At 37.1% G+C, this 15,131-nt stretch carries 17 protein-coding genes and 1 riboswitch; of the genes, 7 read left to right on the top strand and 10 right to left on the bottom strand.

Annotated features, from left to right (window positions below; genetic code table 11):
• Nucleotides 1–97: 97 nt before the first annotated feature.
• The gene (locus RCJ95_RS18720) at nucleotides 98–1,015 is read right to left on the bottom strand and encodes a YihY/virulence factor BrkB family protein (protein WP_004225576.1); all 918 of its coding nucleotides are present in this window, start codon (nucleotides 1,013–1,015) and stop codon (nucleotides 98–100) included.
• 22 nt (nucleotides 1,016–1,037) lie between these two features.
• A complete protein-coding gene (locus RCJ95_RS18715) occupies nucleotides 1,038–1,364 on the bottom strand; it encodes a hypothetical protein (RefSeq protein ID WP_004225578.1) in 327 nt (108 codons plus the stop codon).
• A 177-nt stretch (nucleotides 1,365–1,541) separates the two neighbouring features.
• Between RCJ95_RS18715 and RCJ95_RS18710 the strand changes: the two genes are divergently transcribed.
• On the top strand, nucleotides 1,542–1,763 hold the full coding sequence (locus RCJ95_RS18710; RefSeq protein ID WP_004225580.1) for a DUF1128 domain-containing protein: 222 nt from the start codon (nucleotides 1,542–1,544) through the stop codon (nucleotides 1,761–1,763).
• Between the two features lie 66 nt (nucleotides 1,764–1,829).
• Here the strand turns inward: RCJ95_RS18710 and motB are convergent, their stop codons facing one another.
• Both motB and motA read right to left on the bottom strand, forming a co-directional pair.
• The gene (gene motB / locus RCJ95_RS18705; protein ID WP_004225581.1) at nucleotides 1,830–2,582 is read right to left on the bottom strand and encodes a flagellar motor protein MotB; all 753 of its coding nucleotides are present in this window, start codon (nucleotides 2,580–2,582) and stop codon (nucleotides 1,830–1,832) included.
• The gene (motA, locus tag RCJ95_RS18700; RefSeq protein ID WP_004225583.1) at nucleotides 2,566–3,369 is read right to left on the bottom strand and encodes a flagellar motor stator protein MotA; all 804 of its coding nucleotides are present in this window, start codon (nucleotides 3,367–3,369) and stop codon (nucleotides 2,566–2,568) included. The genes motB and motA overlap by 17 nt, the downstream gene beginning before the upstream one ends.
• A gap of 191 nt (nucleotides 3,370–3,560) precedes the next feature.
• Between motA and RCJ95_RS18695 the strand changes: the two genes are divergently transcribed.
• The 3 genes from RCJ95_RS18695 to RCJ95_RS18685 all read left to right on the top strand — a co-directional run bounded on the left by RCJ95_RS18695 (nucleotide 3,561) and on the right by RCJ95_RS18685 (nucleotide 5,820).
• The gene (locus tag RCJ95_RS18695) at nucleotides 3,561–4,802 is read left to right on the top strand and encodes an aminopeptidase (RefSeq protein ID WP_369578303.1); all 1,242 of its coding nucleotides are present in this window, start codon (nucleotides 3,561–3,563) and stop codon (nucleotides 4,800–4,802) included.
• A 140-nt stretch (nucleotides 4,803–4,942) separates the two neighbouring features.
• On the top strand, nucleotides 4,943–5,077 hold the full coding sequence (locus tag RCJ95_RS18690) for a hypothetical protein (RefSeq protein ID WP_004225590.1): 135 nt from the start codon (nucleotides 4,943–4,945) through the stop codon (nucleotides 5,075–5,077).
• Between the two features lie 179 nt (nucleotides 5,078–5,256).
• Nucleotides 5,257–5,820, top strand: a complete 564-nt coding sequence (locus tag RCJ95_RS18685; RefSeq protein ID WP_004225593.1) for a beta-class carbonic anhydrase — start codon at nucleotides 5,257–5,259, stop codon at nucleotides 5,818–5,820.
• A 72-nt stretch (nucleotides 5,821–5,892) separates the two neighbouring features.
• Here RCJ95_RS18685 and RCJ95_RS18680 read toward each other — a convergent pair whose 3' ends face one another.
• Both RCJ95_RS18680 and RCJ95_RS18675 read right to left on the bottom strand, forming a co-directional pair.
• Nucleotides 5,893–6,480 (bottom strand): GNAT family N-acetyltransferase, encoded by a 588-nt coding sequence (locus tag RCJ95_RS18680; protein ID WP_312129516.1) that lies wholly within the window; start codon nucleotides 6,478–6,480, stop codon nucleotides 5,893–5,895.
• Between the two features lie 147 nt (nucleotides 6,481–6,627).
• Complete coding sequence (locus tag RCJ95_RS18675) at nucleotides 6,628–7,452, bottom strand: polyphosphate kinase 2 family protein (RefSeq protein ID WP_004225596.1); 825 nt, start codon at nucleotides 7,450–7,452, stop codon at nucleotides 6,628–6,630.
• A gap of 199 nt (nucleotides 7,453–7,651) precedes the next feature.
• On the opposite strand from RCJ95_RS18675, the gene RCJ95_RS18670 reads away from it, so the two are divergent.
• Nucleotides 7,652–8,365, top strand: a complete 714-nt coding sequence (locus RCJ95_RS18670; RefSeq protein WP_312129514.1) for a hypothetical protein — start codon at nucleotides 7,652–7,654, stop codon at nucleotides 8,363–8,365.
• A 29-nt stretch (nucleotides 8,366–8,394) separates the two neighbouring features.
• On the opposite strand, the gene map is transcribed toward RCJ95_RS18670, so the two are convergent.
• Nucleotides 8,395–9,150 (bottom strand): type I methionyl aminopeptidase, encoded by a 756-nt coding sequence (map, locus tag RCJ95_RS18665; protein WP_004225600.1) that lies wholly within the window; start codon nucleotides 9,148–9,150, stop codon nucleotides 8,395–8,397.
• Nucleotides 9,151–9,312: 162 nt separating this feature from the next.
• The gene (gene thiT / locus RCJ95_RS18660; protein WP_009371558.1) at nucleotides 9,313–9,873 is read right to left on the bottom strand and encodes an energy-coupled thiamine transporter ThiT; all 561 of its coding nucleotides are present in this window, start codon (nucleotides 9,871–9,873) and stop codon (nucleotides 9,313–9,315) included.
• 134 nt (nucleotides 9,874–10,007) lie between these two features.
• Nucleotides 10,008–10,115, bottom strand: a riboswitch (TPP riboswitch).
• Nucleotides 10,116–10,240: 125 nt separating this feature from the next.
• Between thiT and RCJ95_RS18655 the strand changes: the two genes are divergently transcribed.
• Nucleotides 10,241–10,564: a DUF4870 domain-containing protein gene (locus RCJ95_RS18655; protein ID WP_009371560.1), complete on the top strand. Its 324-nt coding sequence runs from the start codon at nucleotides 10,241–10,243 to the stop codon at nucleotides 10,562–10,564.
• Between the two features lie 55 nt (nucleotides 10,565–10,619).
• Nucleotides 10,620–10,742: a hypothetical protein gene (locus tag RCJ95_RS18650; protein WP_255601705.1), complete on the top strand. Its 123-nt coding sequence runs from the start codon at nucleotides 10,620–10,622 to the stop codon at nucleotides 10,740–10,742.
• Between the two features lie 30 nt (nucleotides 10,743–10,772).
• Here RCJ95_RS18650 and RCJ95_RS18645 read toward each other — a convergent pair whose 3' ends face one another.
• Together RCJ95_RS18645 and RCJ95_RS18640 are read right to left on the bottom strand one after the other, a co-directional pair.
• On the bottom strand, nucleotides 10,773–13,853 hold the full coding sequence (locus RCJ95_RS18645; RefSeq protein WP_446722621.1) for an AAA family ATPase: 3,081 nt from the start codon (nucleotides 13,851–13,853) through the stop codon (nucleotides 10,773–10,775).
• On the bottom strand, nucleotides 13,850–15,007 hold the full coding sequence (locus tag RCJ95_RS18640; RefSeq protein WP_312129508.1) for an exonuclease SbcCD subunit D: 1,158 nt from the start codon (nucleotides 15,005–15,007) through the stop codon (nucleotides 13,850–13,852). The genes RCJ95_RS18645 and RCJ95_RS18640 overlap by 4 nt, the downstream gene beginning before the upstream one ends.
• Nucleotides 15,008–15,131 lie beyond the last annotated feature (124 nt).

Genomic DNA, 15,131 nt, shown 5'->3' with positions numbered 1-15,131 from the left:
GAATATTTGATGCATTTAATCAGGTAAAATCAAGTAAAAAGAGCCTCGCTACTCTTTAGGAGTTTAGCGAGGCTCTTGTTAATGAATGATCATTTCATTATCGACGAATTTCCTTTTGAAGTGCTCTTTTCTGCATTGTAGCATTTAATACGCCACCAAAGATTAAAATGATTCCCGTAAAATATAACCAGAGCATTAAAATAATGACGCCACCAATACTACCGTATGTAGCAGAATAATTTGCAAAATTATTAATATAAAAAGAGAAACCATATGTGACTGCTAACCAAGCAAGCGTGGCAAATAACGCTCCTGGCCATACGCCCATTATTTTCAAACGAGGACTTGTATTTGGCACAAACCAGTAAATGCCCATTAATACGATGAAAATCAATAATGGCGGGATTGACCATCTTAATCTATGCCAAACAGATTCAAATTGCTCCTCTATTCCGACGATCGAGAATAGGAAATGCCCAATTTGCTGACCAAAGACCGGTAATAAGAGCGCAACGGCAATAACAATAACGAGAGCGATTGTAAAAACAAGTGATAAACCCCTATCTAATATGCCTGCTCTCCCTTCTGTATCATAGGCTTTATTTAAAGCACGAAGTAATGCATTAATGCCTTTAGATGCAGACCAAATAGTACCTAAAACCCCAATGGACAGTAAACTACTGTTGCGATTAGTTAAAATTTCATTCAGTGTATTTTCAATAAGCTTATACACTTCATCAGGTAAGATATTCACTAAAAATGAATAGACCTGAGTGGTTTCTAAGTTAAGATATGGTAATAGTGTCACCAAGAAAATAAGTAAGGGGAAGAACGATAGTAAAAAGAAATAAGCCAATTGTGCAGCAAGCGCAGATATTTCAACACGCTTGAGCCGACCTATTAAATCTTGGATAAAGCCTTTGGATGTCATAATATCAATCGCTCCCTCCTCTGGAGAGACAAACGATTTTACAAACCCAAAAGCGTTATGCAATGTTGCTTTATTCTTTTCCATACAATTCCTCCTAAAACGCCCTTTACTCCTTATGAGGTAAAGTAAAGGCTGATTTCGTATCTTCAATCATTCCCTGTATCGTGGAAGGTAAATCCTTAAATTCATCCACCTTTTCAGCAATAGTGTTGACATTATCTGACACACTTTCACAAAGCACCTTTGCCGCGAGTACCTTTTCCTCTACCAACACCTGCAATTCTTCTCGATTTGCTGCATAATATGAGACGGCTTCCTTCATCTTTTTAGTTGAGGCAATTGTTTTTTCTCGTGTAGCGCGATCTAACATACTTAATGCTGCTCCTACTGCTGCTCCTGCTACAATAGATGCTAATAATTTACTTTGACCCATATTAAAACCCCCTGCTTGTATAGTTGCATATTCCCTATTATTTCATAAATAAACAGTCTTCTGCACTTATTCTACCCAATAACAGTCTATTTTTAAAGCAATGCCCAAATACGGAGTTGACATTTTTTTTATTCAATGAAATGATATGTGCGAGGATTACGAAAGGTAGGGTAAAAAATGGATTTATCAGTTCCATCTAAAGAAAACGTTATGTATATGGTTGATCAAATGAAGGACAAGCTTCGTATGGTGAATGTCGATGCAATGAAATCAGAAAACTTCGATGAAGCAAATTATGAAGATTTAGTGTATCTATATGAAATGGTTATGAAAAGAGAAACTTTTAGTCCAAGCGAAATGCAAGCGATTGTTGCTGAATTAGGATCTTTACGAAAATAGGTAAAACGAAAAGCTATTAGCCTAAGACATTTGTCTGTTGCTAATAGCTTTTTATTACTGTGTACTCTAAGTTTCTGAACCATCCTCAGTAACTAATGGTTGAATTAATACTTCTACACGACGATTCTTTGCGCGTCCTTCGGCTGTGTCATTTGGTGCAATTGCACGATACTCACCGTTTCCTTTTGCACTAAAGCGCGTAGGATCTAATTTGTCATTACTTTCAATAAGCAGTTCTAAAAATTTAGTTGCACGCATTACAGATAACTGAAAATTCGATGTAAAATTCGGACCTGCTGGCACATTATCTGTATGACCTGTGATGACAATATTTCGAGCTGGATCAGATTCCAGCATAGTTGATAGCTCTTTGGCAATAGGGACGTACTCAGGTTTAACTGTTGCCTGCCCTGGATCGAATAAAATACTATCACGGATTGTGACAAGCAACCCTTCATCCGTCATTTCTGTGGCAAACTGATCTTCCATTTCATTGACTGCAATAAAATTATCGACACTATCTTTTATTTCAGCTAACTCCTGTTGATCCTTTAAATAGGCAGAGTTTTGCTGTGGCGTTTGGTCGCTATCTGCATTCGGAGTAGGCACTGGTGCAGGTTGCTCTAGAAAACTAGTTCCACCATCAAAGACTTGATTAAAAACTGCCGACATTCTTTCTAGCTTTTCTTGATCGACTGAACTTGAGGCAAACAAAATAATGAATACGGCTAGCAGCAAAGTTAAAATATCTGCGTATGGCACTAACCAAGATTCATCAATATGTTCATCATGCTTTTTTTTCTTAGCTTTCTTTGCCAAGGCCACCCGCCCCGCTTTCACCAGAAATTTGACGACGTTCTTCCATCGTTAAGTATGATGATAGTTTCTGTTCAATTACACGTGGAGCCTCCCCTTCTAATACTGAAAGGATACCCTCAATCATCATTCTCTTTTGTTTTACCTCTAAAGCAGATTTACGTTTTAGCTTGTTCGCAAATGGATGCCATAAAACATACCCTGTAAAGATACCGAGTAATGTAGCCATGAATGCAGCTGAGATAGCATGTCCTAGCTTTTCGATATCATTCATATCAGCCAATGCGGCGATTAACCCTACTACTGCACCAAGAACCCCTAAAGTAGGTGCATATGTACCTGCTTGTGTAAAAATAGCTGCTCCACTAGTATGTCGCTCTTCCATCGCTTCTACTTCTTCTGTTAAGACATCACGTATGTAGTCAGCATTTTGACCATCAATTGCTAATGTAAGGCCATTTTTCAAAAATGGATCTTCAATCTCTGAGGCCTTACTTTCAAGTGCTAATAGCCCTTCGCGACGAGCTAAGTCAGCCCATTGTGAAAACATTTTAATAATCTCTATATCATTTGCTAATTTTGTTTCTTTAAAAAGAATCTTAAATAGCTTCGGCACACGCTTTAACTCCTGCATAGGAAAGGCAATTGTTACTGCGGAAATAGTACCAAAAATGATAATTAGGATAGCTGCTGGGTTATAAAATGCAGATAAACTTACACCCTTCATTACCATCCCTGTTAATAGTGCTACTAAAGCAAGTATTAACCCTATAATCGACGACTTATCCATTCTAGAACCTCCAAATCTACTATCTAATGTTATTTCGTCTTTTTTTCCATATTTTAAATATATATATTCCTAGTATAAATGTATTTCATATATTTTTCGATGTAATTAATGCTTTTTATTCACATTTCGACCATTTTTGATTATATTGAATTAAGAATATTACACTTAACTGTCTTAAATTGAAAGGGGATATGATTTTGTTATTATCGTTTGACACAAAATTACTAAAATATGCCGAGTTAGCGGTGAAAGTAGGAGTAAATATCCAAAAAGATCAGTATCTTTATATAAGCTGTTCGACTGATAACCTAAAACTCGCACAAATAATTACTAAAATTGCCTATAAAAATGGTGCTAAACAAGTTTTTGTCGATATATCCGATGATGAACTTGTACGTGCTCGCTATGAAGGGGCACCAAAAGACTCATTTGATTTCTTCCCACCTTGGAAAGTGCAGGAACGTGAATGGTTAGCTGAACATGGTGCTGCTTTCTTAAGCATTAGCTCACAAAATCCCGATTTATTAAAAGGTATTGAGCGTGATAGAATCATGGCATTCCAAAAAGCATCTGGCCAAGCACTTGCCAACTATTATCAATGGTTACAAGCAGATAAGTTTAGCTGGTCTGTCATTGCTGCTCCATCTAAAGCTTGGGCAGCAAAGGTCTTTCCTCACCTTCCAGTAGAACAGCAAATGGATGCATTATGGGAAGCTATCTTTGCAGCCACACGTATAGACCTTGAAAATCCTGTTGAAGCTTGGCATGCCCATGATCAGGAATTACATAGCAAAGCTGATTATTTAAATGCAAAGCAATTTAAGTCACTACACTATACTGCGCCAGGCACAGATTTAACAATTGAGCTGCCTCCACACCATGTGTGGACAGGGGGTAGTAGCATAAGTACACAAGGCCAAACATTTATGGCCAATATGCCAACGGAAGAAATTTTTACAGCACCGCTAAAAACAGGTGTTAATGGTTATGTATCAAGCACTAAACCTTTAAGCTATGGCGGCAATATTATAGATAATTTCACATTAACATTTAAAGATGGTCGAATCATTGACGTCAAGGCGGAGCAAGGCCAAGAAATTTTAGCTTCTCTTATTGAAACAGATGAAGGTGCTCATTACCTTGGTGAAATAGCATTAGTACCACATCAATCACCTATTTCACAATCCGACCTATTATTTTACAATACATTGTTTGATGAAAATGCATCCAATCATTTTGCCATTGGTAGTGCCTATGCTTTTTGCATTGAGGGCGGCAAAGAAATGACTTCTGAGGAACTAAGTGCACATGGTCTCAATCAAAGCTTGACACATGTAGACTTTATGATTGGCTCTACCAAAATGAATATAGATGGAATAACACATGATGATCAAATAGACCCGATATTCCGTGATGGAAATTGGGCATTCTAAATAATCCATTCCTACTAATAGTATTCTAGGCTAAGTATGTTAAGGTTGTCATAAATTATCCTTAGATTTTCCTAGTAACCTATTGTATAATTGTTTTAGGGAATTTTAGTAGATCATTTAAGTAGAGAGGAGCTCTAATAATGTTCATTACAACTGTTCTTGGCTTTTCAGCAGTTTTATTAATTTCAACGGGATTCTTCATCCACTACCTACAAGTTGGTTTAGATAGCAAGTCTTCAGTAACTGTAGATCCAAAGCCAAACGAAAAATTTTAATGTGTAAAAAACAGCTACTATTATAGGTAGCTGTTTTTTTATAGCTTACAAGGTATTTCATCTACTAAAGCGTATGAAACTGCTCCTTTATTGTAAAAATTATCTGAATAAAGTCTTTATTGTTTGCATATTGAAAATTTTGCTCTACAATATTTTTTGTAAGGAAGGGAGCAATATTCATGACAATGTTACAAGATATTCTAGAATTTAACAAAGAGTTTGTACAAGAAAAAAAATATGAGCCATTCATCACTACGAAATATCCTGATAAACGTATTGTTGTTTTATCTTGTATGGATACTCGTCTTGTAGAGCTTTTACCAAAAGCGATGAATTTGCGTAATGGCGATGTAAAAATAGTGAAAAGTGCTGGTGCGTTAGTGAGCCATCCTTTCGGTGCAGTTATGCGTAGTTTATTAGTCGCTGTCTATGGCCTACAAGCTGATGAAGTGTATGTTGTTGGTCATTATGACTGTGGTATGAGTGCGGTTGATCCTGATGCCATGCTTAGCGAAATGGTACAACGAGGCATAGATCCAGAAACAATTAAAATGTTGGAATATTCTGGTTTTGATTTAAAGGAATTTTTACGAGGTTTCGGTGATGTAGCAACAAGTGTTAAGAAAAGTGTCGATACAATTCGTAATCACCCATTAATGGTAAAAGACGTACCTGTCCATGGTTTAATAATTGATCCAAATACAGGTCATCTAGATTTAATTGAAGATGGAAATAAACAATAAAATTATTTCTTGATACATTAATAAAAGAACAAGTGCCTATCCTCACTATGTGGAAGATAGGCACTTATTATTCTATTCATCCTCTAAACGTGCATACATATAGTGATCTATCCAATGACCATTGATATACAGTAGCTTTCTTAGCAGACCCTCCTGCTGGAATCCAGCCTTCTCTAATACACGCATGGAGGCAGTATTTTGTGTCGATACATAGGCCTCTACACGATGCAGACCAATTTGTTCAAATGCAAATCGGACCACCATATTCACAGCTTCTGTGACAATGCCCTTTCCAACATAAATCTCATCCATCGCATAGCCAACAAATGCACTCGAGTACGGTAAGCGTTTGACAGCATAAAGTGCAATATGCCCTATTAGATTATTTGTACCATGCTCAAAAATACCAAAAGTAAATTCACGCTTTGACTCCATTAAATAGAGACTTTCTTGAATTTTTTTGTATTGAGCATCGACTGTATAGTATTCAGGTCTTTGAAGTGGCTCATAAATAGACCAAAAGTATTTATTACGGCTTACGAGGCCCGTTAAACTTCGTGCATCTTTTTCTTGGAATGTGCGGATGTAGCATTTTTCCCCCTTTATTGTTACCACATTCCCACCCTTTTTTCTTAATAGATTCCAAATTTTAAGCACCATTTCTCCACACTAGCCTTCCAATAAAAATCAATACATTTCTCTTTGTTACATTGGCTATAAACTCTATTTATATTTCATTGTATGTAAAAAAACAGGCTGCTACAACCAAAACAGCTTATGTCTTATTGTCATAGCAGCACAATTTAATTATTTAGTTTTTTGTTCTTTCTTTTTCTCGTTTACTATTTCTAAGCTGGAGGAATCAGCATCTTCTAGTTGTGTATTGTCTAATACATTTGTTAAATGAAGACCACGTCTTTGAGCCTCTCGTTCAATGTGTGCAATAGTTTCCTGTAGCACCTGAACACGTGCATACTTTTTGTCATCTCCAGCGACTAAGATCCATGGTGCATCTTTTTTATCTGTCTTTTCAAACATCGCATTTGCTGCATCAATATACTGAGGTGTTTTATCTCGATTGCGCCAATCCTCGGCTGTTAACTTCCAAGATTTGTAAGGGTTTTGTTCACGTTCTTTAAAGCGTTTTAATTGCTCCTCATCTGAAACATGAAGCCAGAACTTAATAATTATGTAATCTCCTGCAGTTAAAATCTTCTCGAAATTATTAATTTCTTCATAAGCACGAGACCATTCATCCTTTGTTGCGAATCCTTCGATGCGTTCTACTAATACGCGACCATACCACGAGCGATCAAAAATAGCGATTTGCCCATGTTGAGGCAATTTTCTCCAAAATCGTTGTAAATAATTGTAGCGTAATTCATGAGCTTGAGGGGCAGAAATAGGATGTACAACATAACCGCGGGGATCGACACGTTCGATTAATCGTTTAATAGCGCCACCTTTACCAGCCGCATCCATTCCTTCGAATACCAAGATCAAGCCAATCTTGTTTTTTAATAAAAATTGTTGTGCATTCAACATTTCATATTGGAGTACTTTTAATTTCTTTTTATACATCTTTTTGTCTAGTTCAACAGTTAGATCTAGATTCTTCAAATTTTGTGTCATGAAACTTCACTCCTTTTATTTGGCTATTCTTATTGTACTAAAGAAATATATGGATGCCTATCAGACATGGTAAATTGTAGGTATTAATAGTAAAACAACACGATACATTGTTGGAAATTTCCGTTATAATAAAAAAAGTGACAGTACTATACTTATTTGTCTTTTCCCTATACAATCTAACACGAAGGGAGAGGAAAACATGCCTCGGTTTATCATGATGACAATCTCTTATCTTGTCTCAATCATCCTAACCTTTTCATCCTTTTTCGTGAACATCAACGGTCAATCTTCGCTAGAAATCGCTAATCGTTTTTCTGTAGTATTTGCACCAGTTAGTGTAAGTCATGTAATTTGGATTATCATTTATTTTTTACTCGGTTATTGGTTAGTTATGAACATGAAAAAGACAACTTTGAAACAGTCTGCGCTTTTTAGTTGCATAAATATATTACAAGCATTAATGATATATGTCTGGCACCATGAGTTATTTATTGTTTCTCTTGGCATTACATTACTCTTAGTCTTGTATTTGTTTATGTTGTATAATACGTACCCTCTTCAGAACAAATCCTTGTTTGGTCGTATTCCTTTCTCTATTTATTTAGCATGGATGACATTTATTTTTATCACAAATACAAGCTTTACGTTAACGGCTTATGGTTGGAACGGCTTTGGTCTTAGTACGCCTCTTTGGGCAGTGATTTTACTTACTTTAGGAGGAGCCATTGCGCTACATATCCGTTTCCATCACTTTGATGTTATGTATCCAAGTGTTTTTATTTGGGCTTATATTGGAATCGCCATACATAATGGTTTTGATGAGCTACTTGTCACTACAGCCGCTTTATTTTTATGCGGTGTTCTCTTTGTTGGCATTTTTTTTATTAAAAAAAATCCTGCCTACCAAAAATAATTTGGTTAGCAGGATTTTTTCATTGCATCCTATTCTTCGTCTAATGACGTTAAGATAATTGGTTTATCTTTTGTTACAATGACTGAATGTTCGATTTGAGCTACAAGTGATTTATCAGGTGTCACGAATGTCCAGCCATCACCTGCTTCTACGATATGCTCTGCATTTGCTGAGATAAATGGCTCAACCGCAAGGACCATACCTTCTTTCATAATAGTAGAATCCCATGCATCGTAATAATTTAAAATATGGTTTGGTTCATCATGTAAAGATTGACCTAAGCCATGACCTGTTAAATTCATAATAACAGTTAACCCATTAGCATTTGCCTCGCGTTCAACAGCTTTACCAATTTGATTTAATTTAGATCCAGCCTTTACTTTTGTCATTGCTCGATCAAAGGCACTTTTAGCAACACGGCAAAGCTTTTCTTTGTCCTCATAGCCATCACCCACAACAAATGAAATACCTGTGTCAGCAAAATAGCCATTTAAAGAACCAGAAACATCAATATTTACGATATCTCCTTCTTGAATAACACGCTTTCCTGGAATACCATGTGCTACTTCTTCATTGACACTAATACATGTATACCCTGGAAAATCATATTCTCCCTTTGGTCCTGAAATAGCGCCAGCCTCTGCAAACATGCGACCAGCAATTTCATCAAGCTCAAGTGTTGTAACTCCTGGCTTTGTTGCAGCTTTCATCGCTTCGCGAATTTCAGCACAAATGCGTCCTATTTTTTTAAAAGCTTCAATCTCTTCTTGCGTTTTTACAATCATGTATAACGTCCCTTTCATCTAATATCTATTCTTTAATATAACATAACTTTTTATGCGTATAACGATAAACGCTTTAAATATTGTATGCTTTCCTACTTTGCAAAGTGCTAAAAGAGCTATTCACGATAAAAAAGCCCCTCCACTCATGTGAAGGGACTTGCATTAAGCTTTTCTTTGCATTAATTGTGGAGCGGCTGTGAATAAAAGAACACCAACGATTGCCGTTAAAATGGTTGCTGGTAGCATATATGTACCATTGTAGATGATGGAATAGATCCATGCATTTTGGTCACCGGCATATTCGGCAAAAAATACAGCACCAGCAATTGTATGTGCTGTGTATCGTAAGAAGCCTGCGAAAACGGTACCTATGATTATATAAAGTGCCATTTTTGTTTTGTTCATATGTTTAGCAGCGTCTAACACTGGTCCACGAACAACCGCCGCTAATCCTACAACTGTAAAAGCAACTCCATAATCCAGGAATCCTTGTAGCCAGTGCACAATCGTAGCACCAAACATGGTTTGCATTACACCTACGAGTAATCCAGTTGTTAGCCCAGCTACTAAGCCCCAGCGAAATGCTATTAACATAATTGGTACCATAACAAGACTAACTGAGCCGCCTTGTGCCCATACTTTAAAGGAAACCTGATCCAGTACGAGACCAATCGCTGCAAAAATCGCAATCTCCACTAGCATTAATAGTCTTTTTTTGTCCATACATATTCTCTCCTTTGTTCCGATGTAGGATACAAGAGCAGGAATAGAAAAGCGCTGATATGTCTCTTTCTGACACCTTTTTTCCTTTAAGGACGAAAAAACGATGTCAGGACAGAGCCTCACATCGTACAAGTGTCGGTTTCTATCCACATCCCTACGCAAGCGTTAACTTACAGGTTCGAAGAGTCAAGGCATTACGTGCCCAGTCTCAGCTGACATCATCAGCTCCCCTTGTGGTCGTTACATCTGAATTTATTTGAACAATCTCATTGTACGCAAAGGATTGAAGGATTACAACCTTCCATACATCATTTTTTTGAAACTTTGCTGTTTTTCATGCGTAAATATTTAAAAAGGAGGTACAACTATGGAGAATCAAAAAATTTTAGCTGCCTTTAGTTATCTTAGTATTTTCTTCGCCCCTTTTATCGTTCCATTAATTGTATATTTTGTGACAAAAGACAGTGATGTAAAAAGCCATTCGATTCGTGCACTTGTCTCTCATTTAATACCTTTTGTTTTTGGCATTCTATTCTTTATTGTCTTTGTTTTTTCCACATTTAGTTTAGATCCAACCTCCAATAACAAGACGGTGATGATTATTTGGTTTGCTTCATTCGCCATCTATGCTCTCGTCTCACTAGGTATTGTGATTTGGAATATAATTCAGGCTGTTCGTGTTATCCGTTAATGTTTTATTTTTAAGTGAAACAGGTAGTAGTAATTGTAAAAGGAGCTGTTTTGGGATGAAAGTATCAAACGTTGTAAAAACTGCCGTCAAGTTAGCACCTATTGTTATTCCTATCGTAAAAAAAGTAATGGCTGCAAAAAAGGGCACAACACCTAATACCACCACTCGAAAAAAATAAAACGAAGGCGTATTCCTATACGCCTTCGTTTTATTTCACTTCAAAATGGGTTTGACTATGGCCATTCAATGTTTTTTCCACGTGTAAAACTGCTGGCATCGCAGATTTCAATTCAGGCACATGAGAAATAACGCCAATCATACGACCAGAATCCTGTAAATCAATTAATGTATCAATTGCTTTATTTAGTGATTCCTCATCGAGTGAGCCAAAGCCCTCATCAATAAACATCGTTTCAATATGAATATTACCTTGGAAGCTTTGAATCACATCTGCCATCCCCAATGCAAGGCTCAATGAAGCATTAAATTTTTCGCCACCTGATAAAGTTTTGACATCTCGTAATTGATCCGTATAAGCATCATAAACATCAAGACCAAGGCCACTTTGCTTCGCATGCTTTTCTAATCTATCTGAACGTCTAAGCTCGAATTGACCGTTTGATAAATGATACAGACGTATATTGGCAGCTTCTGTAATTTGATCTAAGTAGTTAATTTGTATATACCGCTCAAAGGATAGCTTTTTCGAGTTTTGTCCATTTAATAATCCATAGAGCTCCTTTACTCGCCCTGCTTCTTGTTCAAGTAAATGAAGCTCTTTCGCTATTTCTTCCACCCTTTCACTAAAGCCTTGGCATGCTTGTATAAAGCCATTCATCTGTTGCAAACGTTTAAATGCTTCCTCATAGGAAATTCGATGCTGTTCTACTCTTGCTTCAAGCGCCTCTAAATCTTGCTTCTCTTTCCCTTGAAGATAGGTAGCCCCTTCGGTAATCTGGATTTGCAACGTGTGTACTTGTAAAGCATAGTCACTGCATGCTTTTCGAAGTGCATCTAATTGTATGGCACTCCGTTTAGCAGTAGCATAAGCCTCATAGCTTTCGAAACCTAATTCTTGCATATTTGCTGTAAATTGCTGAAGCTTTTCATTCATTTTAAGCTGTAATTCCTCAAAGGACTGTTTGGCAATTTCTACAGTTAGTGTTGCATTGCTAGCTGTTTCCTTTGCTGCATGCAAATTTTCCTGACTCACTTGCCAACTTTTTTGAAGCTCTTCTTTCTGTTTGCTAACTTCATTCAGTTGTTGCTTTAATTGCTGTAAAGTTGGTAAATTAGGAGGCATCTGCTTAAGTTGTTCGTCTACAACCGCTTGTAATTTTGTCCATTCTTTTATCTGCTCTGCTAAATATTGCTCTAGCTTCATATGTTTATTTCGTAGCTGTTCTATTCGCTCATGCTGATGCTTTATTTTCAATCGCACATCAGCTAATTGATGTTGAATAATTTTTAATGCAGCAATCTCTTGTTCCACTTCATGTAAAGTAGCGGTGATCTGTGATTGGTCTTCTTGTTTAATATGCTGTGCCTCAAGTTGTTGCCATGTATCTTGAAGAAGTTGCTGCGCTGATGCTAAAAATGCCTCTTTCTCTAAATACTTACGCTCGTCTGATGATGCCTTCGCTCTTAATGCTTCCACTTGAGCAAGCTCAATAACTTCCAGTTGTTCATTGTGCGCTTTCTGATGTGTCATACTACCACAAACAGGACAGGCTTCTCCTTCCTTCAGCTGTTCTGCTAAAATACTAGCTTGACTCGTCAGCCACCGTTGCTGCAAAAGTTGAAGAGCCTCTTTACTATCTTGATAGAGACTGTCTGAAGCAACTACATCCTGCTTAGCTAACTCTACGGCATATTTATATTTCTCCGCTTGCTTGATTAAAGCAACTTGTTCCCGTAGTTTCGGTAATTGCTCTAAATAGCTTTCATAGGGTTCAACCAGTTTTTCATAGCCTTCTAACGATCGAGAAAAATGCTGGAATTGCTCTTGTTCATTTTCCAAAAGTTTGAGGTTATCATTTACTGCTCGTTTTGCATTTTCAGCATATTGCTCCGCTATTTGCAGCTGCTGTATATTGTTTTCATAGGCTTCAAATTTCGGCAATAGCGCTAGCATATGCATTTCCTGCTGTAAGACTTGCTGTCGTTCAGATTCTTTAGCCTGCTCTATCTCATATTTTTCTTGTGCGTCTTGCAACTTTTCTTGTGACTGCTGTTGCTTAACCTTTGCTTGTTGAAAAGCTAGTTCTTTTACATTCAGTTCAGCACGTAAATCCTTGCATTGTTGTTCTAGTAGCACAAGTCGCTCTGCTTGTTCTGCTAAAGCAATCTCCTTCTCCTTTGCTTGGTATAAATCCTGCTGTTGTAAAAGCATTTGCAGCCGTTGCTGTCGAGTAGCTTGTTCATCAAATTGCTCATTTAGCGTTTTTGCTAAGCGATAATATTCCTGCTCTTTTTGATGAAGGCTATATGCTTCTTCATAGTATGACTGTTCATCTTCTCCACATTTCTTATAGTAGCTAAGCTCCTCATCAAGTGCCTCTGTTAGTTGATGTAAATTTTCCGTATTATCAGCAATCAATGTGAATAAAGCGGAAGAACGCTGTGGTAAGGCGCCCACAATTTGACCAAGTAAATGTTCTTTTAATTGTTTGGCACGTTCAAGATCCCTTTCTGCTTCTTTACGCTTGGCATCAAGCTTTTTTGCCATGACACCGAAACGATCTGTTTTAAAGATTTTCCGTAAAATTACTTCTTTATTTGTTGAATCAGAGGTTAATAGTTTTCTAAATTCACCTTGAGGTAACATGACAATTTGGCTAAATTGATCTTTTGTGAGACCTATAATTTCCTGCAATTTCTTATCGACTTCAAGCGTTTGCTGTTTCTCTACAATGCTATAATCCAGCTTTCCCTCTTTTACTTCTGCTAACTCTACTTTCTTTCCAGTAACCGTTTTATTTTTTTCTTTAATATGACCTGGCTGTCGTACTATTTGATAGACTTTTCCATGCATTTCAAAGACGAGTTCTACAGCTGTATAAACTTCATCATGTGCAAAACCGCTTCTTAGTAAAGCTGTATCCTGTCGATCCTCCCCACTACCTGATCCGTAAAGAGCATAGCAAATAGCATCGAAAATGGTTGTTTTACCTGCACCAGTTTTTCCAGAAATGGCAAACAATCGATGCTCCCCTAGCTCTTGAAAATCAATTACTTCCGTGTCTTTATATGGACCAAACGCAGTAATTGTTAACTTTAATGGCTTCATTTTACAGTCTCTCGCTCCTCATCTAATAACTCCTGTAACATCTCTGTGAATAGGCGTTCCGTATCTTCATCAGGCTGAATGCCAATAATATCAGTGAAGAATGAACGGAATAAATCAATATCCTCTAGTTTTTCAGCTTCTACTACTTGTAGTTCACGTGGCATATCTTGTCTTAGTACCTTCCGCTCCACATGCATAGCGTGCGGAAATACACTACGAATACGTTCCATTGGTGAAGTCACAGATAGTTTATCCGTCAATCTAACAAATACATAATCCTCACTTGGTGTGAGCGTTAATAACTCCTCTAATTGACCTTCTACTACTCGTAGATCTCTTCTTGGCACAAGCTTTCTTTTACTTACTGTGGTGTTACCTTGCTCGTCTAATTCGATGATTAAAAAACCTTTCTCATGTAAATGCTCAGATAACGAGTATTTTAAGATAGAGCCGGCATAACGTATAGTTTCGTTTAAAACAAAATGTGCCTTATGTAAGTGCCCAAGAGCCGTATAGTGAAAAGGTTTGAATAAAGCTGCATTCACACAATCTGAGCCTCCAATGGAAAGTGGTCGCTCGGAATCACTAGTATTTGCTTCCTCCTCACCATACTTCGTCACAAAAGCATGTCCAACAAAAACATGACGCTTACTTGTGTCCATGTCTTCTGTGATATGCTCAATAATTTTTCGCATGGCGTCTTGATGAGAACGGATTGACTCATCTTCAAAGATGTTGCGAATAGCAGCTGGCTCCGTATAGGGCACTAAATGAAAATGTACTTCTCCATGTTGATCATTCAAAGCAATAGGTGCATGATTTTTTGTAAATTGGCCCTTAATATATAAACCACTATCACGCATTAAACGACTACCAAAATTTAAACGACCTGCACTATCATGATTTCCCGCCACTGCTAGAACAGGAATCTTCTTTTCTAATACTATTTTCGCTAATACATCATTTAGTAAATTAACTGCCTCAATAGGAGGCATCGAACGGTCATATAAATCACCTGCGATGATAATTACATCTGGTTTTTCCTCATCTATCGCTTGTATAAATTGTTGAAGAATATAATGTTGATCTTCTGTCATATAGACACCTTGAACAAGCTTTCCTAAATGCCAATCTGCTGTATGAAATATTTTCATTCTAGTACCTCCTAGTCTTCTCTATATTTTAGCATGACTATTCCCCATCTAGTGCACACTAAAGGTTTAGTAGTTCTAGCCAAAATTGGTTTTCATAGAAAAAAGCATCTTAATAGGTAAGATG

The organism is Lysinibacillus sp. BSL11 (assembly GCF_052928325.1).
Note: the sequence above shows the minus strand (reverse complement) of the source record. Positions and strands in the feature narration are given on the sequence as shown.